The following is a 25,386-nucleotide window of genomic DNA, read 5'->3' as shown; positions in this document are numbered from 1 at the left end:
GCTGCGAGTGAAGACATCAAGCGTGACAAGCCAAATCAAACTGATCGTCGGACTGGGCAATCCCGGCCCGGAATATGCCAAAACCCGCCACAATGCGGGCGCCTGGTATGTGGAGCAACTGGCCCGCTGGCACAATGTCAGCCTGCGCGAAGAGCCCAAGTTCTTCGGCCACACTGCCCGCATTCTGGTTGATGGGCAGGATGTGCGACTGCTCATCCCGAACACCTACATGAACCTCTCCGGCAAGGCGGTCGCCGCTCTGGCGCGTTTTTATCAGATTGAGCCGGAAGCGATTCTGGTGGCCCATGATGAACTGGATCTGCCCCCGGGCATCGCCAAGTTCAAGCAGGGTGGTGGTCACGGCGGCCATAACGGCCTCAAGGACATCATCGCCAAGATGGGCAACAACAATAACTTCTTCCGGCTGCGCCTCGGGATCGGCCATCCCGGAGCCAAGGAGCTGGTCGCCGGCTTCGTGCTGACCAAGGCGCCCAGCAGTGAACAGAACCTGATCGACGCCGCACTGGACGAGTCCCTGCGTGCTACCGACATCCTGTTCAAACAAGATATGACCAAGGCCATGAACCGGCTGCACAGCTTCAAGGCCGAATAAAGCATGACACGGGCCGCCTGCGGGCGAGCCTCACAGCATCCATCAAGTAAGGTAACAATCCATGGGTTTTAAATGCGGTATCGTGGGCCTGCCCAATGTAGGCAAATCCACCCTGTTCAACGCGCTGACCAAGGCCGGTATCGAAGCCGCCAACTTCCCGTTCTGCACCATCGAGCCGAACACAGGTGTAGTACCGATGCCGGACCCGCGCCTCGACCAGCTAGCGGCCATCATCAATCCGCAGCGCGTTGTGCCTACCACCATGGAATTCGTCGACATCGCCGGTCTGGTAGCCGGAGCTTCCAAGGGTGAAGGTCTGGGCAACCAGTTCCTGGCCAACATCCGTGAAACCGAAGCGATCGGCCACGTTGTGCGCTGCTTCGACGACGAAAACATCATCCACGTTGCCGGCAAGGTCTCCCCGGCTGACGACATCGAAGTAATCAACACCGAGCTGGCCCTGTCGGATCTGGACGCCTGCGAGCGCGCAATTCACCGACAGTCCAAGCGCGCCAAGGGCGGCGACAAGGATGCCAAGCTGGAAGTCGAAACCCTGGAGAAGATCAAGGTCGCGCTGGAAAACGGCCAGATGATCCGCGGCATGAAGCTGGACAAGGAAGAGCTGGCCGCTGTCAGCCACCTCAACTTCCTGACCCTCAAACCCACCATGTACATCGCCAACGTGGCGGAAGATGGTTTCGAGAACAACCCCTATCTGGACAAGGTGCGCGAGATTGCTGCTGCCGAGAACGCAGTTGTCGTGGTCGTCTGCTGCGCCATCGAAGCTGACATCGCCGAGCTGGACGACGAAGATCGCGCCGAGTTCATGGCAGACCTTGGCATCGAAGAGCCGGGTCTGAACCGTGTTATCCGCTCCGGCTACCAGCTGCTGAACCTGCAGACCTACTTCACCGCCGGCGTGAAAGAGGTGCGTGCATGGACCATTCCGGTTGGCGCCACTGCCCCGCAAGCGGCTGGCAAGATCCACACCGACTTCGAGAAGGGCTTCATCCGTGCCCAGACCATCGCCTTTGAAGACTTCATCACCTACAAGGGTGAGCAGGGCGCCAAAGAAGCGGGCAAGATGCGCGCCGAAGGCAAGGACTACATCGTCAAAGATGGCGACATCATGAACTTCCTGTTCAACGTCTAATCCTGCGCTGGCCGCAGTTTGCGGCCCGGAACGACAAAAGCCCATCCGGCAACGGATGGGCTTTTTCTTTTGCACATTGCAACGCGGCCTTGCCACTTTACACAAGGCCGTGGCTCAGAGCCGATTGCTAGAGCTTGACCATGATGTGGCGCGGTACCGTGTAATCCTCCAGCGCATAGAGGGAGAGATCCTTGCCGTAACCGGACATCTTCATCCCGCCGTGAGGCATCTCGGTGGCCAGCATGAAGTGGGTGTTGATCCAGGTGCAGCCATACTGGAGTCCCGCCGCCACCTTGTGGGCCAGCCCCAGATCCCGGGTCCAGACCGAAGAGGCGAGGCCATAGTCGGAGTCGTTGGCCCACTGCACTACCTGCTCGGCATCGCTGAAACGGGTCACCGACACCACGGGGCCGAACACTTCGCGGCGCACGATCTCGTCCTCCTGACGGGCCCCCACGATCAGGGTCGGCTCGTAGAAGAAGCCGCTGCCGGGGCGCATCCGCCCGCCGGTAGTCACCTCCATATGGCCGCTGGTGACGGCCCGTTCGACAAAGCTCGCCACCCGATGGCGCTGGCGATCGGAGATAAGCGGCCCCATCTCGACCCCCTCTTCGCGCTGGGTACCCACCTTGATGGAGGAGACGGCATCGGTCAGGGCGGCAACAAAGCGGTCGTGCAACTTGTTCTGCACATAGATGCGGCAGGCAGCGGTGCAATCCTGCCCGGCATTGTAGAAACCGAAGGTGCGAATGCCAGCCACCACCGCATCGAGATCCGCATCGTCAAAGATGATGACCGGCGCCTTGCCACCCAGTTCGAGGTGGGTGCGCTTCATGGTGCGCGCCGCGCTCTGCAGGATCTTCTGGCCGGTGGCGATATCGCCGGTGAGCGACACCATCCGCACCAGCGGATGCTCCACCATCGGCGCACCCACACTCTCGCCACGGCCGCAGATGATGTTGATCACCCCGCGCGGGAAGATCTCGCTGGCAATCTCCGCCAGCAGCAGGGCGCTCAGCGGGGTCTGCTCCGATGGCTTGAGCACCACCGTATTGCCGGCCGCCAGCACAGGGGCAATCTTCCAGGCCGCCATCATCAGCGGATAGTTCCAGGGGGCGATGCTACCCACCACCCCGATGGGATCGCGGCGGATCATGCTGGTGTGGCCGTCGAGGTATTCACCCGCCAGCGGCCCGTGCAGACAGCGGGCCGCTCCGGCAAAGAAGCGGAAGCAGTCCACTACCGCCGGCAACTCGTCACCCAACACGGCTGCATAAGGCTTGCCGCAGTTGAGGGACTCGATGGCTGCGAAGGCCTCTGCCCGTTCCTCGATGGCGGCGGCAAGGCGCAGCAGCAGGTTGCTGCGGGTCGCCGGCGTGGTGTGACGCCAGGTGCCAAAGGCGCGCTGGGCGGCGTTGACGGCGCGGCTCACCTGCTCGAAGGAGGCCTCCGGCAGCTGGACAATCAGCTCACCGGTCGCGGGGTTGAGTACCGGTTCGCTCGGGCCCTCCCCTGTTACAAACTGGCCGTCGATAAGTTGCTGGGTCGAAATGTTCATGAATAACCTTCCTTGGTAATTAGCGCACGGCGTCGTTGCCATCGCGGGTCAGGTAATAGGCAAGCAGGATCGGCACCGTGGTGACGGCGACGATGATAAGGGCAACCACGTTGGTGACCGGGCGATCTCGCGGCCGGATCAGCTCCTGATACATCCAGATGGGCAACGTGGTCTGCTGGCCGGCAGTGAAGGTGGTGACGATCACCTCGTCAAAGCTGAGGGCAAAGGCCAGCATGCCGCCCGCCAGCAGCGCTGTGGCGATGTTGGGCAGGATGACGTAACGCACAGTCTGGAAACCGTCGGCCCCGAGATCCATCGATGCCTCGATGAGCGAGCGGTTGGTACGGCGAAAACGGGCCAGCGCATTGTTGTAGACCACCACCACGCAGAAGGTGGCGTGGCCGATGACGATGGTCCAGAAGCTGAAGGGGATCTCCAGCGCACCGTAGGCCGAACGCAGCGCCAGACCGGTCACTATCCCCGGCAGGGCGATAGGCAGGATCAGCATCAGCGAGACCATCTCCTGACCGAAGAAGCGGCTGCGGGCGATGGCGGCAGCGGCCAGCGTCCCCAACAGCAGGGCAACCAGAGTGGCAAGGCTCGCCACCTCCAGCGAGAGCTGGATGGCGCGCCAGACATCGGGCCGCTCGAAGGTCACCGCAACCCAGTGGAGGGTAAAACCCGGCGGCGGGAACTGGTAACTCTTGCTCTCGGTGGTGAAGGCATAGAGAAAGATAAAGAGGATCGGAAAGTGCAGGAAGGCGAGTCCGCCGTAAGCGGCCACCCGCAGGGTACGACCCGGTTGATCAAAGCGCATCGAAAGCCCCCAGACGTTTTGCCACCATCAGATAGACGGCGATGATGAGGATGGGCACCAGCGAAAAGGCCGCAGCGAAAGGCAGGTTGCCCGCCGTGCCCTGCTGCATGTAGACCACCTGACCGATGTAGAGGGTGGAGTTGCCGATAATGCCCGGGATGATGTAGTCGCCAAGGGTCAGCGAAAAGGTGAAGATGGAACCGGCCACTACCCCCGGCAGCGCCAGCGGCAGCAGCAGGGTACGGAAGGTCTGCCCCGGAGTGGCCCCGAGATCGGCGCTCGCCTCGATGAGGGAGAGAGGGATCCGCTCCACGGCCGCCTGAATGGGCAGGATCATGAAGGGGAGCCAGACATAGACGAAGACGATAAAGGTGCCGATCCGTGAGAATGACAACGAGGGGCCGCCAATCTCCGGCAGACTGAGCAGTGCCTGCAACACCCCGTCCAGCCCCAACTGACCCGCCAGCCAGTTCACCGCCCCCTCCTTGGCAAGGATCAGCTTCCAGGCGTAGACCCGCACCAGATAGCTCGACCAGAGCGGCAACATGATGGCGATATAGAAAAAAGCTCGCTGCCGCCCTCTGGTGTAGCGCGCCATGTAATAGGCAATCGGAAAGGCGATCAGGGCGCAGGCCAGCGTGACCAGCAGAGACATGACCACGGTACGCAGGATCACATCCCGGTTTTCGGGGCGCGCCAGATCGATAAAGTTCTGCCAGGTGAACTCGTGGCGGATCTGGCCGCTGAACTCGTCGAGCCCGAAAAAGGAGTTGGAGAGCAGCATCAGCAGGGAGCCGGCATAGATAAGGCCAAGCCAGATTAGGGGTGGCCCGAGCAGGATCCCCAGCAACAGACCGGAGCGGCCATAAAGCAGGTTCGAGAGGCGCCGACACAGCGGTGCACGGGGAAGCACGGTTGGCATGGTCAGACTCGCACTGTTCATGGGGTCGCTCCCAGAGCATGCACGGCGGGTGCCGCCCAGCTCAGCGAGACCCGCTCTCCGAGCGGCAGGCGTGCCTGTCCCTCGTTGGGGTGGTTGACGATGAGTTCGATATCACTGTCGATGCGCACCCGGTAGCGCACATAGGGGCCGAGATACTCCACCTCGCGCACCTCGCCGGACCAGCCGGGCACACCGGCCGTGGCGAGCCGGATCCGCTCAGGACGCACCATCACCTGACCGCTCTGGCCGGTGAGACGGCGGGCGGCTTCTCCTTCGAACAGGTTGACGCTGCCGACAAAGCGGGCCACGAAGGGGGTCGCTGGCGTGTCGTAAATGGTCTCGGGAGAGGCGACCTGCTCGATGCGACCCTGATTGAAGATGCAGATGCGGTCGCTCATGGAGAGCGCCTCCTGCTGATCGTGGGTCACGAAGATAAAGGTGATGCCGAGCTGGCGCTGCAGCGCCTTGAGTTCGAGCTGCATCTGCTCGCGCAGCTTGAGATCGAGGGCGCCGAGCGGTTCATCCAGCAGCAGCACCCGCGGCTGGTTGATGAGGGCCCGCGCGATGGCGATGCGCTGGCGCTGACCACCGGAGAGCTGACCCGGGCGGCGATCCCCCACCCCGGGCAGGCGCACCAGTTCGAGCATCTCGTCGGCGCGGCGGTGGCGGGTGGCCTTGTCGATCCCCTTGATCATCAGCCCGTAGGCGATGTTGTCCCGCACATTCATGTTGGGAAAGAGGGCGTAATCCTGAAAGACGGTATTGAGTGGGCGCTCGTAGGGTGGACGCGTCGAGCACTCCTCGCCAAAGAGGCGGATGGTGCCACCGGTCGGGTACTCGAACCCGGCCAGCATCCGCAGACAGGTGGTCTTGCCGGAACCGCTCGGCCCCAGCAGGGAGAAGAACTCCCCCGGCGCGATGGCCAGCGACACCTCGTCCACCGCCTTGACGGCGCCATAGTGACGGCTCACCCGTTCAAACTGAACTGCGTGCATGAATTGACTCCAGAGTGAGGGGCCGGCAAGCCGGCCCGGACGTGTCAGCGGCCGCCAAGAATGGCGATGTAATCGGAGACCCAGCGGTAATAAGGGACGCAGGTACCCTGGCTCTTGCACTGGCTGACCGGGGTACGCCAGAAGTGCACCCGGGCGAAGTTGTCAGCCCCGTTGGTCTTGCACCCTTCGGCGCCAAGCAGGGCATTACCCTGACAAGCCGCAGGAACCACAGGCACGGAACCAAACCAGGAGGCGAGATCTCCCTGCAGCTTGTTGTCGAGGGAGTGTTCGAGCCACTGATAGGCACAAACCGGGTGTTTGGCTTCGGCGTGCAGCATGGTGGTATCGGCCCAGCCGGTGACCCCCTCTTTGGGCACCACGGTGGCGACCGGCTGCTTGTCCGCGGCCAGCGTATTGGCCTGGAACGGCCAGGAGCTCGACGCCACCACCCCTTCATTCTTGAAGTCATCGATCTGCACGAAGGCATCGTGCCAATAGCGACCGACCAGCTGCCGTTGCTGACGCAGCAGCTCCAGCGCAGCCTTGTACTGATCCTCGTTCAGCTCATAGGGATCCTTGATCCCCAGCTCCGGCTTGTGCGTCATCAGATAGAGAGCGGCATCGGCGATATAGATGGGGCCATCAAAGGCCTGAATGCGCCCCTTGTTGGGCTTGCCATCGGGCAGAGTCTGGGCTTCGAATACCACGGACCAGGAGTCGGGGGCCTTGGGGAAGACCTTGGTGTTGTACATCAGGACGTTGGAGCCCCACTGGTAGGGCACGCCGTAGTGCTTGCCGTTTACCGTGTGCCAGGGGGCATTTTGCAGACGGGGATCCACCTTGCTCCAGCTGGGGATGCGCGACAGATCGAGGGGTTGCACCTTGCCACCGGCGATGAGACGCAGACTGGCATCTCCCGAGGCGGTCACCAGATCGAAGCCCCCTTCATTCATCAGGGCGACCATCTCGTCCGATGTAGCGGCGGTCTTGACCGTCACCTTGCAGCCGGTAGCCTGCTCGAAACCGGTCACCCAGTCGTAGTTCTTGTCGGTTTCGCCCCGCTCCACGTAGCCGGCCCAGGCGACGATGTCGACCTGTCCCTCCCCTTTCTGCGCTGCGTGCAGCGGCAGGGACGATGCCAGCAATCCGAGACAGAGTGCGGTCAGTCTCATGATGATCTCCTTCTCCAGTAGTGAATTAACATCCTGTTAACGCTTGAGTGAGCGTAGGGGAAGGAGAGAGCAATGAGAATTTCAATTTTCAGGGGCCAAGCTATCAGTAAAAGTGATACCGACGTCGTATGAACCCTACCTGGCCGGCCCAAGCCGGGCGCGCAGCCGCCCCTGCTCCTTGGCTATTTCAATAAACTCGCGCGCCGCCCACGGCAGACGCGAGCCACGTCGCCACACCAGTCCGATATCGATGGCGGGGATCGGCTCCTTGATCTCCCGCGCCTCCACCCGCTCCTGCTCCAGCGACCAGGGGCGATAGGCAAAATCCGGCAGCAGGGCCAGACCAAGATGGCTGGTCACCAGACTGCGCACTGCCTCCACCGAACCGGTGCGCAGCACGATGCGCGGCCGCAGGCCATAACGACGCAGACCAGCCTGAATCACCTGCTCCATCTGGTCGGCAGTGAGGGCGATGAGCGGCTCGTTGGCCAGTTCGGTCAACGAGATGGAGGGCTGGGCGCAGAGGGGGTGATTGACCGGCAGCCAGAGCCGCAGCGGTGAGCGGGTCAGCAGCTCGGTATCAAAAGCCTCATGGCGGATGGTGCGGTTGGTCATCAAGAGCCCTACATCAATCTCGCCATTGACCAACTGGTGCTCGAGAAACGCCTGCTCATCCTCTTTCACTTCGATATGCACAGCCGGAAAGAGGCGGCGAAAGCGGCCAAGGGCATCGGAGAGGTAGTAACCCGCCACCAGACTGGTGACACCTATGGTGAGGCTTCCCTCCTCTTCCCGTGCGGTTCCTTTCAGGGAGTGGGCCGCATCGCTCATGGCGCCGAGGATGCGCCGGGCATGGAGCAGAAACTGGTGGCCCTGAGGGGTGAGCGTCACCCCGCGCGGGCCACGCTCGAACAGGGTAGCGCCTACCCCCTCCTCCAGCTCGCGAATGGCGCCGGTGACAGCGGACTGGGAGATGTGCAGCTCCTGGGCTGCACGGCTGACCGACAGACTGTCGGCAACGGCCACGAAATAGCGGATCTGGCGAAAAGTGAAGTTCATCGGGCGTCCTTGCCTTTGGTGACTCTGCCAAGCTTACCGACTTGACCGGGTTGCGTCAGGGGAAAGAGGGGTGAGACGGCTCGCAAAAATGACGTTCACTCCCGGCTTGTCGGCCAGAAGCCCCTTATATAGAACTCAAATGACAACAATCCATATTGCAATCGGGGAGCGCGGCTACGCTGGCAGCACTCAAAACCGCAAAAAGCGCCTTTGAAAAGCCAATGGCATGCCAAAAATCTCCCTGTTGACCCGTTTATAGCGGCAAATCCCCACAAGACAACGCTGCCGTGAGTGACCATCGAATAAGATATTGATTTAAAAAGTAGCAACTGGACGACATAGAAAGGAGCCAAACACTCTTCTCTCCCAGTGGCAGCCCCCTTTTCTCTCCTCTCTCCCCTATGACAAGGCAACCCTCACGAGCCTCCCTTTTTATCTTTTGCCGTTACACCAAAGCAGGAGATGACGTAAAAAAATGCAGATTGTTGGGCTTTTGCGCAACAGAGACCAATAACTGGCCAAACGCACTCAAATTGAGTTTTTCTGGCAAAAAAATGGTTGACGCCCCAGAGCCAGATACGCATAATTCGGCCCGCACGGTGACGAGGTAACGACTCACCGGAAGCAAGGTTGGCTATGTAGCTCAGTTGGTTAGAGCATCGCACTCATAATGCGGGGGTCACAGGTTCGAATCCCGTCATAGCCACCATACTTAGTTGGGGCATCGCCAAGCGGTAAGGCAGCGGGTTTTGATCTCGCCATACCTAGGTTCGAATCCTAGTGCCCCAGCCATTTTTAAAAGGTGTTTGATAGTTTCTGTCAGGCATCACTGTTGGGGCATCGCCAAGCGGTAAGGCAGCGGGTTTTGATCTCGCCATACCTAGGTTCGAATCCTAGTGCCCCAGCCATTTTTAAAATGGTGTTTGATGGTTTATGTCAGGCATCACTGTTGGGGCATCGCCAAGCGGTAAGGCAGCGGGTTTTGATCTCGCCATACCTAGGTTCGAATCCTAGTGCCCCAGCCATTATTACGTTCTCTTCCACCTTGTGGTTGATAACAAACGGCTATGTAGCTCAGTTGGTTAGAGCATCGCACTCATAATGCGGGGGTCACAGGTTCGAATCCCGTCATAGCCACCATTTTTGAAAAACGTTCCTTCAATCATCTGATTGAAAAGGACATTGTTGGGGCATCGCCAAGCGGTAAGGCAGCGGGTTTTGATCTCGCCATACCTAGGTTCGAATCCTAGTGCCCCAGCCATTATTCTGTTCTCTTCCACTTTGTGGTCGATAACAAAGGCTATGTAGCTCAGTTGGTTAGAGCATCGCACTCATAATGCGGGGGTCACAGGTTCGAATCCCGTCATAGCCACCATCAATTTGCGGAAGTGGCGAAATTGGTAGACGCACCAGATTTAGGTTCTGGCGCCCTAGGCGTGAGAGTTCGAGTCTCTCCTTCCGCACCATTGAACGAAGTACCAAACAGACCAGCTTTATGCTGGTTTTTTTGTATCTGAAATTTGCCTCTTTTTGCCCACTTTCCTGCGGCTCCCCCTCCTCACTCTTCCCGATACGGCTTTCACTTGCCCACAAAAAAGCGGCCCGCAGGCCGCCAGATAAACACCTATTTGCATCGAATGGTCAGAACGGGAAGAACCAGGGAATGGCTACCACGCTCACCGCCATCACCAGCAGGGTGAAGGGGACGCCGATACGGATAAAGTCGGCGAACTTGTAGTTGCCCGGCCCCAGAACCAGGGTATTCACCGGTGACGAGACCGGCGTCATGAAGGCGGCCGAGGCGGCGATGGCGATGGTCATGGCAAACGGATAGGGAGACACCCCCATCTGCTGCGCCGTGCCCAACGCAATCGGCGCCATCAATACCGCCGTCGCCGTGTTGGAGATGAACAAACCGATCACGGCGCAGAGAGCAAACAGGCTGGCCAGCATCACTCGCGGCCCCATCTCCCCCACTGCGCTCATCAATCCGCCCACGATGAGATCCACCCCGCCGGTTTTTTGCAGCGCCAGCGCGAAGGGCAACATGCCGACAATCAGGATCAGGGTTGGCCAGTGGATCGACTTATAGGCGCTCTCCATGTCGATGCAGCGAAACTTGCCCATCAGCAAACAGGCGATTAGCGCGGCAATGACGTTGGGCACCGGGTCGGTCACCATCAGCAGGATCATCACCCCGAGGCAGATAAGGGCGTGAATGGCCTGGCTGCGCGCTGGCGCCATCTCGTCTACCTCGGCCGGCAGCCCCATCAGCAGAAAGTCACGACTGTGGGTTTGCAGCAGCCGGATATGACTCCAGTTGCCCACCACCAGCAGGGTATCCCCCATCTGCAGCGGCTCATCCACCAGCTTGCCACCCATCGTCTCGCCATCCCGGCGCAGCCCCACCACGCTCAAACCGTAGCTGGAGCGGAAGGTCACCTCGCGCACGGTTTTGCCAAGCAGACTCGACTCGGGAATAAGCGACACCTCGGCCATCCCCACCTCCCGCGCCTGATCGGAGAAGTACTCGCCGCGCAGGATCATCGGCTCAAGGCGCGCCTCGCTGCAAAACTCGCGAATGTCGATTTCAGGATCGGACATGTCGATCAGCAGTACATCCCTGGCCTGAAATTCACTGATCCCCGAGACCGGCACCATCACCCGGCGAAACTTGCGCCAGCGCTCTACCCCGATGACGTGGGCGCCATAGCGGGCGCGCAGTTGCAACTCATCCAGGGTATGGCCAATCAGCGGTGAATCAGGCCGCAGCGCCAACCGGCGAGCCCGGCCGGTAAGTCGATAGTCGCGGATAAGATCGCGAAAGGTGCGCCGTCCACTCTGTTTGCCTTTGCCCTCTTCCCCCTCGCCCACCAGGGAGCCACGCACCAGCAGCATGTAGACAATCCCGCACAGCAGGATCAGGGCGCCGAGCGGTGTGAAGCTGAAAAAGGTGAAGCCGTGAATGCCATGGCGCATCAGTTCACTGTTGACCACCATGTTGGGCGGTGTAGCCACCAGCGTCATCATGCCACTGATAAGGCCGGCAAAGCCGAGCGGCATCATCAGGCGACCAGCCGGGATCCCCATACGGTTCGCCACGCTCAGCACCACCGGGATGAAAATGGCCACCACCCCGGTGCTGCTCATCACCGCCCCCAGCGTTGCCACCGCCACCATCAGCAGCACCAGCAGTTTGGTTTCGCTGCTGCCGGCCACCTTCACCAGCGCATCCCCCACCTGATAGGCGATACCGGTGCGCACCAACCCATCCCCGACCACGAACAGGGCGGCAATCAGAATAACGTTGGGATCGCTAAAGCCCGCCAGCGCCTCCGGCAAAGTGAGGGTACCGCTCAGCACAAAGAGGATGATGATCAACAGGGCGACCACGTCCATCCGGACTTTATTGGTCATGAAGAGATAGATGGCACCCGCCAGCAGAGAGAGCACCCAGACAAGCTCGGAATTCAATGAAACCTCCTTTTACAACACGATTCTCCTCCCGGAGAGTGGACTCTATCAGACCACAGCCGTGAGGCTATGGTCTTGTTACATATCAATAAAGTCCGGCCAGCTATCGCACCATAACCCATCAGCGCTTGAATAGGCGGTCATCGGATTGGATTTCTTTGATGTGTGCCAAGCACAGGGGGGACAAAAGTCCTGCCCGGCAGCTGTCGCACCACCTAGAATGGCACCCTCGCACTACCTCCATGCCAAGGATCAGAAAATGAGCATATTCGAGCTGTTCAGCATCAATAACACGCTAGTGACCATACCGCTGGGCGGCGGCTACGCCATGTCGTGGATTGAAGCCATCGGTACCCTGTTCGGGCTGGCCTGCATCTGGTTCGCCAGTCAGGAGAAGACCATCAACTACCTGTTCGGTCTTATCAACGTCACCCTGTTTGCCATCATCTTCTTCCAGATCCAGCTCTACGGGCTGTTGCTGCTGCAGCTGTTCTTCTTCTGCGCCAACGTCTACGGCTGGTACGCCTGGACCCGTCCGGCCAACGATCAGGGGGATACCCTGCAGATCCGCTGGCTCAGCAAATCCAAGCTTATCGTCACTGCCGTGGTGAGCGTGCTGGCCATCGCCCTGCTGACCCGCTATATCGACCCGGTATTCGCGGCGCTGGCGCGTACCTCGGTCGCGTTGCTCAACCTGTTTGGTGCCGGGCTCGCCACTCCCGAGCCTTCCCCTGATGCCTTCCCGTTCTGGGATGCCACCATGACGGTGCTCTCGGTGGTCGCCCAGATCCTGATGACCCGCAAATACGTGGAGAACTGGATCCTCTGGGTGGTCATCAACATCATCAGCATCGGTATCTATGCGGCGCAGGGTGTCTACGCCATGTCGCTCGAATACCTGATCCTGCTCTTTATCGCCGCCAACGGCACCCGCCTCTGGGTGATTGCCGCCAAGCGCCAGCCACAGGGGATATAAGTCATGACGCTGCTACCCCATCTCCAGTGCCGCCCCGATCAGATTGCCGAGCGGGTGGTGCTGTGCGGCGACCCGGCCCGGGTTGATCGCATCGCCAGCCAGCTCGAACAGTGCGAAGTGCTGGGCCAGCACCGGGAGTTTCGTCTCATCAACGGCCGTTATCAGAGAGTGCCGATCACTGTTTGCAGCACCGGCATCGGCGGCGCCTCGGCCATCATAGCGCTGGAGGAGCTGGTGCAGGCGGGTGCCCGCTCGCTTATTCGGGTCGGCTCTGCCGGCGCCCTGCAGCACGACATCGGTCTTGGCGACCTTATCGTGGTGGAAGGGGCGGTACGCAATGAGGGGGCCTCGCAGGCCTATCTGCCCGCCGAGTACCCCGCCTGCGCCGATATCTGGCTGCAGGCCGCCCTGCTCAATCAGGTGGCGGCCAGTGGCCAACCTCATTGGCACGGGCTGGTGCGCTCCCACGACAGCTTCTATCGGGATGACGAGCAGGAGGTGTGCCGCTACTGGCATGCCCGTGGTGTGCTGGGCGCCGATATGGAGACCGCCTCCCTGCTTGCCGTGGGGCGCCTGCGCAAGGTGCGGGTTGCCGCCGTGCTCTGCAACGTGGTGCTGTTCGAGCAGGATGTGCAGGATGGGGTCAATGAGTACGCCAACGCCGAGCAGGCTATGATGAACGGCGAGCGAAACGCCATCGCCGCCGCCCTCCACGCCCTGGTGCAATAACCCGCAAATCGTTAATCACGGCACATTCGACAGGAGGCGGGCTGGTATCCGGCCCGCGCTCTTGCTAGCCTCATGGCCCTCGTCATCGGTGCGACAGGTACGTCATGCAGCAACAGCCCTATCCCCTCGGCCGTTTTCACGCCGAACTCGCCAAACTGGAACCCCGTTTTGCCGCGGCGCTGGAAGCGTGCACCCTGTTTCTGCGTCGCTACCTGCCGGGCGAATCCATCATGCGGCAGGGGGAGCTGAGCGAGCAGCTCTATCTGGTGGGCGCAGGGCGGGTCTCCCTCAATAGCGCCGTCCACTCGGGCCGCATCTTCCAGCTTGGCGAGATTGAGTGTCACAGCCAGATCTTTGGAGAAATGGAGTTCTTCAGCGCCACCCCGGTGCAGTGGAACGTGGTGGCCGAGACCGAACTGGATGCCCGGGTCATCTGTGCTCACAAACTGGCCCAGCGCCTGCTGACCGAGCCCGAGCTGACCCTCTTCTTCGCCGCAGCGCTTGCCAGCGACTATCTCGATACCCTGGAGATCACCACCAGCCGGCTGCTCCACCCCATCGCCTACAACATAGCCTATGAACTGTGGCGAGAGCGCCAGCGAACTCCGATGCTGGGATCGCGCAAGCGGGCCCACGAGGCAGCACGCTTCGGCACCACAGAGCGGGTTTACCGCCGAGCTCTCAAGGAGCTGGTCGAACAGGGCATAGTGGCCGACGGCAGCGACGGTCCCGTTATCGCCGATCTTGCCAGGCTGCGCGCCTATCTCGACCTTTGATTTCGATTCACCCTGTCAGGAGTCACCATGTCTACTCACACCTATCCAGAGTTCACCTTCTTCAGCCGCTTCGTTACCGACATTCAGGCGGGCCGCAAGACCATCACCATCCGCGACGAGAGCGAGGCCAACTGGCAGCCCGGCCAGCGGCTGGCGCTGTTCACCAACCCGGAACACCAGCCCTTTGGCACCATAGAGGTGCTCTCCGTCAATGCAGTGGCCTTCGATGAACTGAACGACGAGCACGCCCGTCAGGAGAACATGACCCTCCCCGAGCTCAAACAGGTGATCCGCGATATCTACCCCGCTCTGCCGCCGCTCTATGTGATTGAATTCCAGCTGCTTGAAGTCTGATTTTGTGAGCTGCCTCAGCTAACGCCGGTTGCGCTCTCTGGCTAAAAGCGCAAAATAACTGTTTTTATATACAGTTGTTGGTGAATTATGGATACACAACTTGAACCGGCGATTGCGGCCATGGTGGCAGAGTTCATCGCTGCAGGCCGCCCCAAGGCGAGCAGCCTGAGCTGGCAGAAGCGGCGTGAAGGCTATCTTGCTTCAGCCATATTGGGTGGTGAACGGGAAGAGGTTGGCGCTGTCGAAGAGTGGCAAAACTGCCATTATTCCGTTCGCCTCTATCAGCCAGCGTCCACCTCAAGTGCAAGCCATCCGGCCCTGATCTACTTTCATGGCGGCTGTTTTGTCAGCGGCGAGTTCGACACTCACGATCGCCAGATGCGGATGCTGTGCAATCGCGCCGAGGCACTGGTGTTCGCGGTACATACCCGCCTTGCCCCTGAACACACCTATCCTGCCGCACACGACGATGCACTGGCTGCTACGCTCGCCATCATGGCCGATGTGGAGAAATGGCATGGGGATCCGGCGCGGGTTGTCCTTGCGGGCGACAGTGCCGGTGGCCACCTCGCCCTCATCACAACATTGCGACTCAAGGATCAAGGAGCCCCCTTGCCTGCAGCCCAACTGCTCATCTACCCGATGCTCGATGCTGCGGGCGACAGTGACAGCTATCGGCAGCTAGGGGATGACTACCTCATCACCCGCGACATGCTGTTAAGCGGTTTTCACGCCTATCTGGGCGAGCTACCCGCCACTCATCCCGAAGCCAGCCCGCTCCACCATCCAGCCCTGTCAGGATTGCCGCCGACCCATATCGTAACGGCGGAATATGATCCGCTGCGCGATGAGGGGGAAGCCCTCTATCGCAAACTACTGCAAGCCGGAGTCACGGCTACCTGTCAGCGGCAACTGGGGGTTATACACGGCTTCTTCCAGTTGGCAGGTGTGAGCCAGGCAGCCCGTCAGACAATTGAGCAGATCGCGATGCTTATCAGGCACCTCTGATTTGGCCTTTGCCGAGCGATGTGTTAATAGTGTCCTCTTTTGAATCATGGAGGTGACCCGAGTGTTTGAGATAGCGAGCCTGAGAGAAGGGATGATGCACGGGGTCGAGCTGTTCCAGCTGCTGCTGGAGATCATCTCCATCGCCTGTGTGGTAATAGGGCTTGGCAAGACCCTCTGGCTGGCGGCGCGGATGGAGGATCACGAACCGGGCTTTCCGCGCATTCGCCTCTGTTTTGGCAGCTGGCTCATTCTGGCGCTAGAGTTCCAGCTCGCCGCTGACATCTTGGCCACCACGGTCGCGCCAAGCAAGGAGGAGCTGATCCGCCTTGCCATCATCGCGGTGATCCGCACCTTCCTGAACTACTTCCTCGGCAAGGAGCTGGAAGCCCAGACCGAACGCCAGCAGGAGCAGCGCAGCGAGCAGGCCAAGGCTGCTCAATAACCAGTATTCCTGCATAGCATCAACGCTAAGTGCCGTGTCATCCCGACCACAGCCGTGGCCTGGGATGGCACCTTTGTGACCCTTCCCGCACTTTTGGCAATCAGCCAACAATGGAACCCTTTTCAAGGTTTCCCCTGCCCTGTCGAGTAGCAGCTCATCTGCGTAAGATAGAAAATCTCCTCCCCCAACCGGCCAAGCTGATGAACCCGCATACCCTCCACACGCCCGATATCGACCTCGATAGCTGTGTCATCTACCAGATCTACCCCATGAGCTTTCAGGACAGCGATGGCGACGGACTGGGCGACATCAACGGCATCCGTCAGCGCCTCGACTATCTGGCCACCCTCGGGGTCGATATGCTCTGGCTCACCCCCATCTATCGCTCCCCCAAGCGGGACAACGGCTATGACGTGGCGGACTACCGCACCATCGACCCCGTCTTCGGCACTCTGGCCGAGATGGAGCTGCTGATAGCCGAAGCGGCCGCCCACGGCATCGGCATCATGATGGATATCGTTGCCAACCACACCTCCACCGAGCACGAGTGGTTTATGAAGGCACTGGCCGGGGATCCCCGTTATCAGGGTTATTACGTATTCCGGGATCAAGCCTTTGTCGATGCTCACCCCATTACCTCGATTTTTGGCGGCAGCGGCTGGCAGTATGTGCCAGCGCTTGATCGCTACTACCTGCACAACTTCGATCCCAGTCAGGCCGATCTGGACTGGGACAACCCGGCGGTGCGTGCCGAAATGGCAGAGGTGATCAACTTCTGGCTGGGCAAAGGGATCAAGGGATTTCGCTTCGATGTGATCGATATGGTGAGCAAGGAGTGGGACCGGCTTGCCATGAGCAATGGCCCGCGCCTGCACGACTATATCCGCGAGCTCAATGCCGCGAGCTTCGGCGGCAAGGGGATCATCACGGTGGGGGAGACCTGGGGGGCCGATCTCGCTCATATGCAACGCTACTCCAGCACGGATGGCAGCGAGTTCAGCATGGTGTTCAACTTCGAGCATCTGGGGCTCGGCAGTGACAAGTGGTCATCCCGCTTTGATCCCCTCGCCTTCAAGCGAGCCATGGCCCGCCACCAGCAAGGGCTGCACGGACGTGGCTGGAACAGCCTGTTTCTCGGCAACCACGACCTGCCTCGCGCCGTCTCCCGCTTTGGCGATGACAGGCCAAAGTGGCGTGAAACCAGCGCCAGGCTGTGGGCCATGGTGTTGCACATGATGCAGGGCACTCCCTTCATCTATCAGGGGGAGGAGCTGGCCATGACCAACCGCCACTGGCAGCCGGACGAGCTGCGCGATGTGGAGGCAATCAACTACCGCGCCAGCCAGTCAGGGCTGGATCCTGCCGAGCTGAGTCGGCGGCTCGATGCCATCGGCCGCGACAATGCCCGTACCCCGATGCAGTGGGATGCAGGTCCCCACGCCGGATTCAGTACGGCCACGCCCTGGATTGCCCTCAACGCCAATCACGTCGAGATAAATGCCGCCGAGCAGCTGGCCCGTCCCGACTCCCCGTTTCACTGCTATCGCCAGCTCATCGCCCTGCGCAAGTCTCACCCTGTCGTTCGCCACGGCGACTTCGAGCTGCTGGATGGGGACGACCCGGAGCGCATCAGCTATCGCCGCCACTGGCAGGATCCGGCCAGCGGAGAGCGGCACACCCTGCTGCTGCTCGCCAATCTCACGGCGAACCCCTTGCCGATGCCCCACTTCGACAAGGTGGCAGACGAGATGCGGTTGCTGCTGGCCAATTACCCAAGCGAACCGATGCAGCTCTTCGCCCCTTATCAGTGCGCCATCTGGCTGCAAGTGGATCAGGGTTAACCCCGTGCTGACGGGCCATGTCAATGGCCCGTCAATCGCCACCCCACCGGCTACTAGCAGAAAATCACGTCCCCACGCAGCGGGATTAAATTAACCACTATTACTGACTTATTAATTGATTATTTATCCCGTTTGATACGCTCTCATTGCCCCTCTTACTATGCCTGCGACCTATCCATTGCCGATGCAACTATCGGCCTTCAAACTGGCATAGCAAAGTGGAAAACAGATGATCACCACAGACGGGAATAACGCAGTCGCCTCGGTGGCGTACCGCACCAGCGAAGTCATCGCCATCTACCCCATCACCCCCAGCTCTGCCATGGCTGAGCAGTCGTCGGCCTGGTCGAGCGAGCGGGGCAAGAACCTGTGGGGGGATGTCCCCCGGGTTGTCGAGATGCAGTCGGAAGGGGGCGCCATCGCCGCCGTCCACGGCGCCCTGCAGACCGGCGCGCTGGCGACCTCGTTTACCTCGTCGCAGGGGTTGCTGCTGATGATCCCCAACCTCTACAAGCTGGCGGGTCAGCTTATCCCCTTTGTGCTGCATGTGGCGGCGCGTACCGTAGCGACCCATGCGCTATCGATCTTTGGCGATCACTCGGATGTGATGGCGGTGCGCCAGACCGGCTGCGCCATGCTCTGTGCCAGCAATGTGCAGGAGGCGCAGGACTTTGCCCTGATCTCCCAGATAGCGAGCCTCAACAGCCGCCTCCCCTTTATCCACTTCTTCGACGGCTTTCGTACCTCTCACGAGATCGCCAAGATAGCGCCGCTCGCTGATGACACCCTGCGCGCCCTGCTGCCCGCAGATGCCATCCGTGCTCATCGTGACCGGGCGCTCACCCCCGACAAACCGGTCATTCGCGGCACCGCCGCCAACCCGGACACCTATTTCCAGTGCCGGGAGGCGAGCAACCCCTGGTATGACGCTGCCTATGGTCATGTGAGCGAGGCGATGCAGGCTTTTGGCAAACAGACCGGCCGCCACTACCGGCCGTTTGAATATGTCGGCCACCCGCAGGCGGAGCGGATTATGGTGCTGATGGGCTCAGCCATCGGCACCTGTGAAGAGGTGATCGAGCGCCTGCTGGCCCAAGGGGAGAAGGTGGGGCTGGTGAAGGTGCGGCTGTTCCGTCCCTTCTCGGCCGGGCACCTGTTGGCCGCGATTCCCGAGAGTGCCCGCGCCATCGCCGTGCTGGATCGCACCAAGGAGCCGGGCGCACAGGCAGAGCCCCTCTATCTCGACGTGATGACGGCGCTGGCCGAAGCGGTCAGCCGGGGCGAGCGGGCAAGCCTGCCGCGGGTCATCGGCGGCCGCTACGGCCTCTCCTCCAAGGAGTTCGGCCCCGCCTGCGCGCTGGCGGTGTTTGCCGAACTGGCGCAAGAGAACCCGCGTCCGCGCTTTACCGTCGGCATCTTCGATGACATCACAGGCCTCTCGCTACCGCTGCCCACGCTGGATTCGCAAAGCCCCATCCACAGCCAGCAACACAAGCTGGAAGCGCTCTTCTACGGCCTTGGCAGCGATGGCACCGTCTCGGCGGCCAAGAACAGCATCAAGATCCTCGGCAACCACACCGACCTCTATCCGCAAGGCTATTTCGTCTACGACTCCAAAAAGGCGGGCGGCCTCACCATCTCTCACCTGCGGGTGGGCGAGCGGCCGCTGCAAGCTGCCTATCTGGTGGAAGAGGCGGACTTTGTCGGCTGCCATCAGTGGCAGTTTGTCGACAAATACCGGATGGCGGAGCGCTTGAAGGCGGGTGGCATCTTCCTGCTCAACACCCCCTACAGCGAAGCGGATATCTGGCAACGCCTCCCCAGCGAGGTGCAGCACGCCCTGCGCGAGAAAGAGGCGCGCTTCTACATCATCAACGCCGCCAAAATTGCCCGCGACTGCCAGCTGGGCAACCGCATCAATACCGTGATGCAGATGGCCTTCTTCCAGCTCAGCGTCATCATTCCCCCCGAGGAGGCGACCAGCCTGCTGAAGCAGGCCATCGCCACCAGCTATGGCAGCAAGGGGCAGACACTGGTCGAGCGCAACTGGCAGGCACTGGAGGCAACCTGCGCTGCCCTGACCCGGGTGCCACTTGGCGAGCTGGATCCCGCCAGCCGCCCGCGCCCGCCGGTGGTTTCGGCCAAGGCCCCCGATTTTGTCCAGACCGTCACCGCCGCCATGCTGGCAGGGCTGGGTGACAGCCTGCCGGTCTCCGCCTTCCCGCCGGATGGCACCTGGCCGGTCGGCACCACCCGCTGGGAGAAGCGCAATATCGCCAAGGAGATCCCCATCTGGGAGGCGGAGCTCTGTACCCAGTGCAACTACTGCGTCGCCGCCTGTCCCCACTCGGCTATTCGCGCCAAGGTGGTGGAAGCAGATGCGCTGGCCGCTGCCCCCGCCACTCTCGATGCGCTGGATGTGAAATCCCGTGACATGCGCGGCCAGCAGTACGTGCTGCAGGTGGCGCCGGAGGATTGCACCGGCTGCAACCTCTGCGTTGAGGTGTGCCCGGCCAAGGATCGCAGCAACCCGGATCGCAAGGCGATCAATATGGCTTCACGGCTCGATCACCTCGACGAGCAGAAAGCCAACTACGACTTCTTCCTCGACCTGCCAGAGCGCAGCGCCGAGCAGCTGGAGCGCATCGACATCCGCACCTCCCAGCTCATCTCGCCGCTGTTTGAATACTCGGGCGCCTGCTCCGGCTGTGGCGAGACTCCCTATATCAAGTTGCTGACCCAGCTCTATGGCGATCGACTGCTGATTGCCAACGCCACCGGCTGCTCGTCCATTTATGGCGGCAACCTGCCTACCACCCCCTACACCACCAACGCCGAGGGGCGCGGGCCGGCCTGGGCCAACTCGCTGTTTGAAGACAACGCCGAGTTCGGACTGGGCTTCCGTCTTACCGTCGATCAGCACAGGGAGCGGGTGCGCCGTCTGCTGGCGAGCCTGGGCGACACCATTCCGGCAGCGCTGCGCGAGGCGCTCGGCGATGCCACTCTGCCGATTTCCGAGCAGCGGGCCCATATCCAGCAGTTGCGAGCGCTGCTGCAGGAGAGCCCGATCCCGGCAGCACAAGAGCTGGCTCGCGATGCAGACTATCTGGTGGAAAAATCGGTCTGGCTCATCGGCGGCGATGGCTGGGCCTACGACATCGGCTTTGGCGGGCTCGACCATGTGCTGAGTCTGGGGGAGAACATCAATGTGCTGGTGCTCGACACCCAGTGCTACTCCAACACCGGCGGCCAGCAGTCGAAGGCAACCCCTCTTGGGGCCATCACCAAGTTTGGCGAGCAGGGCAAGCGTAAGGGGCGCAAGGATCTCGGGGCCAGCGTGATGATGTATGGCCACGTCTATGTGGCGCAGATCTCCCTCGGCGCCCAGATGAACCAGACGGTGAAGGCGATTCAGGAGGCGGAAGCCTACCCGGGCCCCTCACTCATCATTGCCTACAGCCCCTGCGAGGAGCATGGCTACGACATGGCCGAGAGCCACGAGCAGATGAAACAGCTGACCGCCACCGGCTTCTGGCCGCTCTACCGCTTTGATCCGCGCCGCGCTGAAGAGGGCAAACTGCCGCTGGCACTCGACTCGCGGGCACCCAATGCCTCGCTGGCCGAGACCTTGCGCCATGAGCCCCGCTTCCAGCGGCTGGAGCGCCAGCTGCCGGAGGTGGCCAGCCAGCTCTATGAAGAGGCGGAGCAGGAGGCCAACCGCCGCTTCACCTGGCTGAGCCAGCTGGCGGGCAAGGAGGGTCCGGCGCAGGAGTAACCCGCGCATGGCTTGATGGCAGCAGCCACTCTGTTCGCCAAATAACAATCAGGGCTCCCCGCGGGGAGCCCTGATGCTATCTATGGTGAGCCAATGTCGGCGCAGGTCAAATCAGGCGCTGATGGAGGCCAGCTCATGGCGCTTCAACGCCAGCAGGGTGATGAGCAGCGCCAGCGTGGCGATCAGTGCCATACCGATATAGGTCGCGCTGAAGCCCGGGGCCAGCAGATCGGGCGCGAGCCGGCTCAGATCGCCATCGCTGCCGGCTGGCAGGCGGAAGTGGAACAGCATGGAGCAGATGGCCACGCCGACGGCACCACCAAGCTCCCGCCCGAAGTTGAACAGCGACATGCCGATGCCACGATCCTGCCGCGGCAGGGCATTCTGCACCACCACGGAGAGGGCGGGCAGCACCAGACCGAGACCGATGCCGGCAAACCCGAGCGCCAGCCTGACCCAGGCATCGAAGTGGATCTGCCAGAGCGCCACCGCCGCAAGGCCAAAGCCCACCGCAACAAAGCTCTTGTAGTGACCGGTACGACCAATCAGCTTGCCGCCGACAAAAGCCCCGGCGGTGATGCAGATCATGAAGATGACCATGATGGCGCCGCTCTCGCTGGCGCTCATCCCCTTCTGCCACTGCATCTGCAACGGCAGATAAACCAGCACGGCAAACATCAGCAGCTGGGAGAGCATCACCAGCAGCACGCTCACCAGATAGCCGGGCAACCGGGCCAGATGGGCAGGCAATATGGGGTCGTGGGCGCGCCGCTCAATCAGAATGAGCAACAGCAACGCAACGCCCAGCGCCGCCGAGAGCCAGACGGCGGGCAGCGCCGCCTCCGGCGAGAGCAGCAACAGGGTGAGCGTGGTGACGGTAATCAGCAGACCCGCCCCCTTCCAGTCGAAGCGACTGTGGCGGCGCACGTTGAGCTGCTTGAGGTTGCGGTTGATGAGAAAGACTGCCAGCGCCCCGAGCGGCAGATTGATCCAGAAGATCCAGCGCCAGCTGAGCTGCTCGGTGAAGTAGCCGCCGAGCAAGGGGCCGGCGATGCTGGAGACCGCATAGACCGCCGAAATGTAGCCCTGATACTTGCCCACCTCCCGCGGCGGAATGGTGTCGGCAATCACGGTAAACGCGAGGGCAATCAGGCCGCCGCCCCCCAGCCCTTGCAGCACACGCGCTGCCAGCAGGGTCTGCAGATCCTGGGAGAGGGCGCAGGCCACCGAGCCCGCCAGAAACAGGCCGATGCCGATATTGAGCATCCGCACCCGGCCAAAGAGATCGCTCAGCTTGCCGTAGAGAGGCAGCACGGCGGTGGCCGCCAGCAGGTAGGCGGTGACCACCCAGGTGAGGGCGCCACCGGCATGCAGCTCGGCGCCAATCATGGGCAGCGGGGTAGTGACGATGCTTTTTTCCAGTGATCCCAGTGCGATCACCAGCGCCACACTCGAGAAGATGGTTTTCGGGGACATAAGAGGACTCGCTAATCTGATATGCCAAAGGATCCGGCATTGAGCGAATTATTGTCTCACAAATCAGCAAGAGATAGAAAAAGCCACGGCCGGCCATCCTCAACCATGAGGCCGATCCCACAATCCAGGCCCCCAATCTGCTAGCCTGCCCTATTTAGCCAAGGAGTCCCCATGAGCGAGCAGTACCGGTTTGATCACTACGATGCCCTGATTTTCGATATGGATGGCACTCTGGTTGATTCCATGCCCCTCCATCTCGATGCCTGGGAGCTCACCTGCGCCGAATTCGGCATCCCCTTCAAGCGGGAGCAGCTCTACCAGTATGGCGGCATTCCGACTCGCAAGATCATCGCCATGCTGGCCGAGCAGCAGGGACTGGAGGTAGATACCGACGCCTTTGCCCGCCGCAAGATTGCCCTCTACATGGAGCATATCGACAAGGTCAGCGTCTTCCCCCGGATGTGGGAGCTGGTCAGGCACTACCACGGCAAGGTGCCGATGGGGATTGGTACCGGTTCACCGCGCAATCAGGCGGAGTCGATCCTGAAGAGTACCGGTCTCGACGCCTATATCTCAGTGGTGGTGAGCGCCGATGAAGTCATCAACCACAAGCCTCACCCGGACACCTTCTTGCAGGTAGCCGAACAGCTGGGGGCCAATCCGGCCAACTGTCTGGTGTTTGAAGATACCCAGATCGGGCTTGAGGCAGGCAAGGCGGCAGGTATGGATACCGTGCTGGTGCTTGAGGGAGAGTGGCACCCGAGATAACAGGGACATCGCCACCGTGCCAGGGCACAACTGCAATCATTTTCGGGGAGCCTGACAGCTCCCCGACTCGTAACTGGCTGGCGCCTGTTTGCCCGCCCTATTTGCCCGAGAAGGGAGCCGCTGACGCAGGTACTTCAGACACGGTGAGAGTAAAGCTATTGGCATGCAACTCATGCTGCTTCTGATGAGCACACAGCAACTCCAGCGCCTTGCTCGGACTATCCGCAAAGGTGGGCGCAGCAATGGCAGCAAAACCCTGCGCAACCAGATGTCGACGCTCATCGCTATAGCTGGGTGCATTCGCATCGAGATAGGTAAGCGACTGACCTTGCTTGAAAAAGTGATAGTTAGGCATCGATTGGCCCCGCAAAAATAAAGCGTCATTCTACTCCTTTTTGCCCGGTTTCCTGCGTCAATCTGTGGCGTATCGAGTGATCTCGTTCACATTTTTATCAACAATTCGGCCACACCAAACACCAGCGAAACCCATACCCCCTCTCCTCTTAAGTCATTGATAACCGGAGAGAGCACCACCACCCGCGCCAAACAAAACGCCTCCACAGTGGAGGCGTTTTCATCTCGGATAGCGCGGCACAACCCGTGCCGGTCAGCGCCCCTTACATCGCGTTGGTCGATTCGAAGATCTTGTCGGCCGACGCCTCGACGAAGCCCGGATAGAGCACACCATCTGGCTGCGGGTAGCGCAGGGCAAATTCGTAGAAGCAGCTCGGGATGGTACGCACCCCATCGCTGAACGGCACATCCGCCTTGTCGGCCATGGTGGAGGATTGCTCCAGCATGACCTGCGGATCCCCCTTCACCTCGCCACCCACACTGTTGAGGACAAAACCTGCAGCCTTCAGTGCCGCGTTGACCTGCTCGATGGTATCGAAGTCCTTCAACTTGTTGATATTGACCGTGAAGTGGTTGGCACGATAACCCCAGGCGGCCATCCAGGCTGCATACTCGCTCTCCGCCAGCAGGGTCTGGTAGTCGGCGTAAGAGACCTGCCAGGGGGCACCGGCGTAGAGAAATACCGGGGTATCGGTCAGATGCTCGGGCACCTGATCCGCCAGCTTGCGGATGATGGCCTGCGCACCTGCGGAGAGCTCTTCGACCTTCAGCTCGCTGATAAACACCTTGGGAGCATCGGGATCCTTATGCTCGAAGTGTTTGGCATTGAGCTTCTTCGCCTTGAACACATACTCCCCCTTCTGCTCGTAACCCAGCGCCAGAAAGTGGGCGGCCAGCTTCTCCAGCCCCAGTTTGGGCAGGTTGTAGGTCCGAAAGGCGATGTGGTCGTTGATGATGGGCTCACCGCCCCCCAGCAGGGCATGCACTTTAAGGGCGCTCGGCGTCACCTTGATGTAGTTGTCCCACAGATGACTGAACAGGGTGTCGATATCCTTTTGCATCTCTCTTTCCTTTGATTGCGGGTACAGGTTGGGGCACCCGCC

At 60.9% G+C, this 25,386-nt stretch carries 21 protein-coding genes and 8 tRNA genes; 19 read left to right on the top strand and 10 right to left on the bottom strand.

The features are described from left to right. Positions 1-22: 22 nt before the first annotated feature. Together pth and ychF are read left to right on the top strand one after the other, a co-directional pair. Positions 23-613, top strand: coding sequence for an aminoacyl-tRNA hydrolase (pth, locus tag AAHA41_RS10290; protein WP_033115315.1), 591 nt, complete (start codon positions 23-25; stop codon positions 611-613). Positions 614-674: 61 nt separating this feature from the next. Beyond that, positions 675-1,766, top strand: a complete 1,092-nt coding sequence (gene ychF, locus AAHA41_RS10285) for a redox-regulated ATPase YchF (RefSeq protein ID WP_033115314.1) — start codon at positions 675-677, stop codon at positions 1,764-1,766. Between the two features lie 127 nt (positions 1,767-1,893). Here ychF and AAHA41_RS10280 read toward each other — a convergent pair whose 3' ends face one another. The 6 genes from AAHA41_RS10280 to AAHA41_RS10255 all read right to left on the bottom strand — a co-directional run bounded on the left by AAHA41_RS10280 (position 1,894) and on the right by AAHA41_RS10255 (position 8,310). Beyond that, positions 1,894-3,324, bottom strand: a complete 1,431-nt coding sequence (locus AAHA41_RS10280; protein ID WP_042030047.1) for a gamma-aminobutyraldehyde dehydrogenase — start codon at positions 3,322-3,324, stop codon at positions 1,894-1,896. A 19-nt stretch (positions 3,325-3,343) separates the two neighbouring features. Next, complete coding sequence (locus tag AAHA41_RS10275) at positions 3,344-4,141, bottom strand: ABC transporter permease (protein ID WP_033115312.1); 798 nt, start codon at positions 4,139-4,141, stop codon at positions 3,344-3,346. Then, the gene (locus tag AAHA41_RS10270; protein WP_323070411.1) at positions 4,131-5,084 is read right to left on the bottom strand and encodes an ABC transporter permease; all 954 of its coding nucleotides are present in this window, start codon (positions 5,082-5,084) and stop codon (positions 4,131-4,133) included. The genes AAHA41_RS10275 and AAHA41_RS10270 overlap by 11 nt, the downstream gene beginning before the upstream one ends. Continuing rightward, entirely contained in the window at positions 5,081-6,079 is a 999-nt protein-coding gene (locus AAHA41_RS10265; RefSeq protein ID WP_041210697.1) for an ABC transporter ATP-binding protein, read from the bottom strand. Before AAHA41_RS10265 ends, AAHA41_RS10270 begins: the two co-directional genes overlap by 4 nt. Before the next feature lie 44 nt (positions 6,080-6,123). Further along, the gene (locus tag AAHA41_RS10260; RefSeq protein WP_033115309.1) at positions 6,124-7,251 is read right to left on the bottom strand and encodes an ABC transporter substrate-binding protein; all 1,128 of its coding nucleotides are present in this window, start codon (positions 7,249-7,251) and stop codon (positions 6,124-6,126) included. Positions 7,252-7,386: 135 nt separating this feature from the next. After that, positions 7,387-8,310: a LysR family transcriptional regulator gene (locus AAHA41_RS10255; RefSeq protein ID WP_033115308.1), complete on the bottom strand. Its 924-nt coding sequence runs from the start codon at positions 8,308-8,310 to the stop codon at positions 7,387-7,389. A 632-nt stretch (positions 8,311-8,942) separates the two neighbouring features. Here AAHA41_RS10255 and AAHA41_RS10250 point away from each other — a divergent pair. The 8 genes from AAHA41_RS10250 (at position 8,943) to AAHA41_RS10215 (ending at position 9,776) form a co-directional block, all read left to right on the top strand. Next, positions 8,943-9,019 (top strand) — tRNA-Met (locus tag AAHA41_RS10250). Between the two features lie 8 nt (positions 9,020-9,027). Next, positions 9,028-9,102, top strand: a tRNA-Gln gene (locus AAHA41_RS10245). A gap of 41 nt (positions 9,103-9,143) precedes the next feature. Beyond that, positions 9,144-9,218: transfer RNA gene (locus AAHA41_RS10240), tRNA-Gln, on the top strand. 42 nt (positions 9,219-9,260) lie between these two features. Beyond that, positions 9,261-9,335, top strand: a tRNA-Gln gene (locus tag AAHA41_RS10235). Positions 9,336-9,373: 38 nt separating this feature from the next. Further along, positions 9,374-9,450, top strand: a tRNA-Met gene (locus AAHA41_RS10230). Between the two features lie 46 nt (positions 9,451-9,496). Continuing rightward, positions 9,497-9,571 (top strand) — tRNA-Gln (locus AAHA41_RS10225). Between the two features lie 37 nt (positions 9,572-9,608). Beyond that, a tRNA-Met gene (locus tag AAHA41_RS10220) sits at positions 9,609-9,685 on the top strand. A gap of 7 nt (positions 9,686-9,692) precedes the next feature. Continuing rightward, a tRNA-Leu gene (locus AAHA41_RS10215) sits at positions 9,693-9,776 on the top strand. A 175-nt stretch (positions 9,777-9,951) separates the two neighbouring features. Here the strand turns inward: AAHA41_RS10215 and AAHA41_RS10210 are convergent. Next, on the bottom strand, positions 9,952-11,784 hold the full coding sequence (locus AAHA41_RS10210; protein ID WP_071913134.1) for an SLC13 family permease: 1,833 nt from the start codon (positions 11,782-11,784) through the stop codon (positions 9,952-9,954). Positions 11,785-12,043: 259 nt separating this feature from the next. On the opposite strand from AAHA41_RS10210, the gene pnuC reads away from it, so the two are divergent. The 8 genes from pnuC to nifJ all read left to right on the top strand — a co-directional run bounded on the left by pnuC (position 12,044) and on the right by nifJ (position 21,685). Next, the gene (gene pnuC, locus AAHA41_RS10205) at positions 12,044-12,760 is read left to right on the top strand and encodes a nicotinamide riboside transporter PnuC (RefSeq protein ID WP_323070410.1); all 717 of its coding nucleotides are present in this window, start codon (positions 12,044-12,046) and stop codon (positions 12,758-12,760) included. A 3-nt stretch (positions 12,761-12,763) separates the two neighbouring features. Next, positions 12,764-13,489, top strand: coding sequence for a nucleoside phosphorylase (locus AAHA41_RS10200; RefSeq protein ID WP_323070409.1), 726 nt, complete (start codon positions 12,764-12,766; stop codon positions 13,487-13,489). Positions 13,490-13,593: 104 nt separating this feature from the next. Further along, positions 13,594-14,265 carry a Crp/Fnr family transcriptional regulator gene (locus AAHA41_RS10195; RefSeq protein ID WP_255938427.1) on the top strand — a complete coding sequence of 224 codons (672 nt, stop codon included), beginning with the start codon at positions 13,594-13,596 and terminating at the stop codon, positions 14,263-14,265. Positions 14,266-14,292: 27 nt separating this feature from the next. Further along, positions 14,293-14,619: a N(4)-acetylcytidine aminohydrolase gene (gene yqfB, locus AAHA41_RS10190; RefSeq protein ID WP_323070408.1), complete on the top strand. Its 327-nt coding sequence runs from the start codon at positions 14,293-14,295 to the stop codon at positions 14,617-14,619. A gap of 87 nt (positions 14,620-14,706) precedes the next feature. Next, a complete protein-coding gene (locus tag AAHA41_RS10185) occupies positions 14,707-15,627 on the top strand; it encodes an alpha/beta hydrolase (protein ID WP_323070407.1) in 921 nt (306 codons plus the stop codon). Between the two features lie 61 nt (positions 15,628-15,688). Beyond that, positions 15,689-16,069 (top strand): DUF1622 domain-containing protein, encoded by a 381-nt coding sequence (locus AAHA41_RS10180; RefSeq protein ID WP_033115688.1) that lies wholly within the window; start codon positions 15,689-15,691, stop codon positions 16,067-16,069. 200 nt (positions 16,070-16,269) lie between these two features. Continuing rightward, positions 16,270-17,910 (top strand): alpha-glucosidase, encoded by a 1,641-nt coding sequence (locus AAHA41_RS10175; protein ID WP_323070406.1) that lies wholly within the window; start codon positions 16,270-16,272, stop codon positions 17,908-17,910. 229 nt (positions 17,911-18,139) lie between these two features. Next, a complete protein-coding gene (gene nifJ / locus AAHA41_RS10170; protein WP_323070405.1) occupies positions 18,140-21,685 on the top strand; it encodes a pyruvate:ferredoxin (flavodoxin) oxidoreductase in 3,546 nt (1,181 codons plus the stop codon). A 111-nt stretch (positions 21,686-21,796) separates the two neighbouring features. On the opposite strand, the gene AAHA41_RS10165 is transcribed toward nifJ, so the two are convergent. After that, positions 21,797-23,161, bottom strand: a complete 1,365-nt coding sequence (locus tag AAHA41_RS10165; protein WP_042029753.1) for an MDR family MFS transporter — start codon at positions 23,159-23,161, stop codon at positions 21,797-21,799. A 171-nt stretch (positions 23,162-23,332) separates the two neighbouring features. On the opposite strand from AAHA41_RS10165, the gene AAHA41_RS10160 reads away from it, so the two are divergent. Continuing rightward, complete coding sequence (locus tag AAHA41_RS10160; RefSeq protein ID WP_323070404.1) at positions 23,333-23,929, top strand: beta-phosphoglucomutase family hydrolase; 597 nt, start codon at positions 23,333-23,335, stop codon at positions 23,927-23,929. Between the two features lie 97 nt (positions 23,930-24,026). On the opposite strand, the gene AAHA41_RS10155 is transcribed toward AAHA41_RS10160, so the two are convergent. Together AAHA41_RS10155 and AAHA41_RS10150 are read right to left on the bottom strand one after the other, a co-directional pair. After that, complete coding sequence (locus AAHA41_RS10155; RefSeq protein ID WP_323070403.1) at positions 24,027-24,284, bottom strand: hypothetical protein; 258 nt, start codon at positions 24,282-24,284, stop codon at positions 24,027-24,029. A gap of 262 nt (positions 24,285-24,546) precedes the next feature. Next, a complete protein-coding gene (locus tag AAHA41_RS10150) occupies positions 24,547-25,344 on the bottom strand; it encodes a DUF1338 domain-containing protein (protein ID WP_323070402.1) in 798 nt (265 codons plus the stop codon). Positions 25,345-25,386: the final 42 nt, after the last annotated feature.

Origin of the sequence: Aeromonas sp. SER (assembly GCF_038739615.1) — a bacterium.
Classification (GTDB): domain Bacteria; phylum Pseudomonadota; class Gammaproteobacteria; order Enterobacterales; family Aeromonadaceae; genus Aeromonas; species Aeromonas jandaei.
Note: the sequence above shows the minus strand (reverse complement) of the source record. Positions and strands in the feature narration are given on the sequence as shown.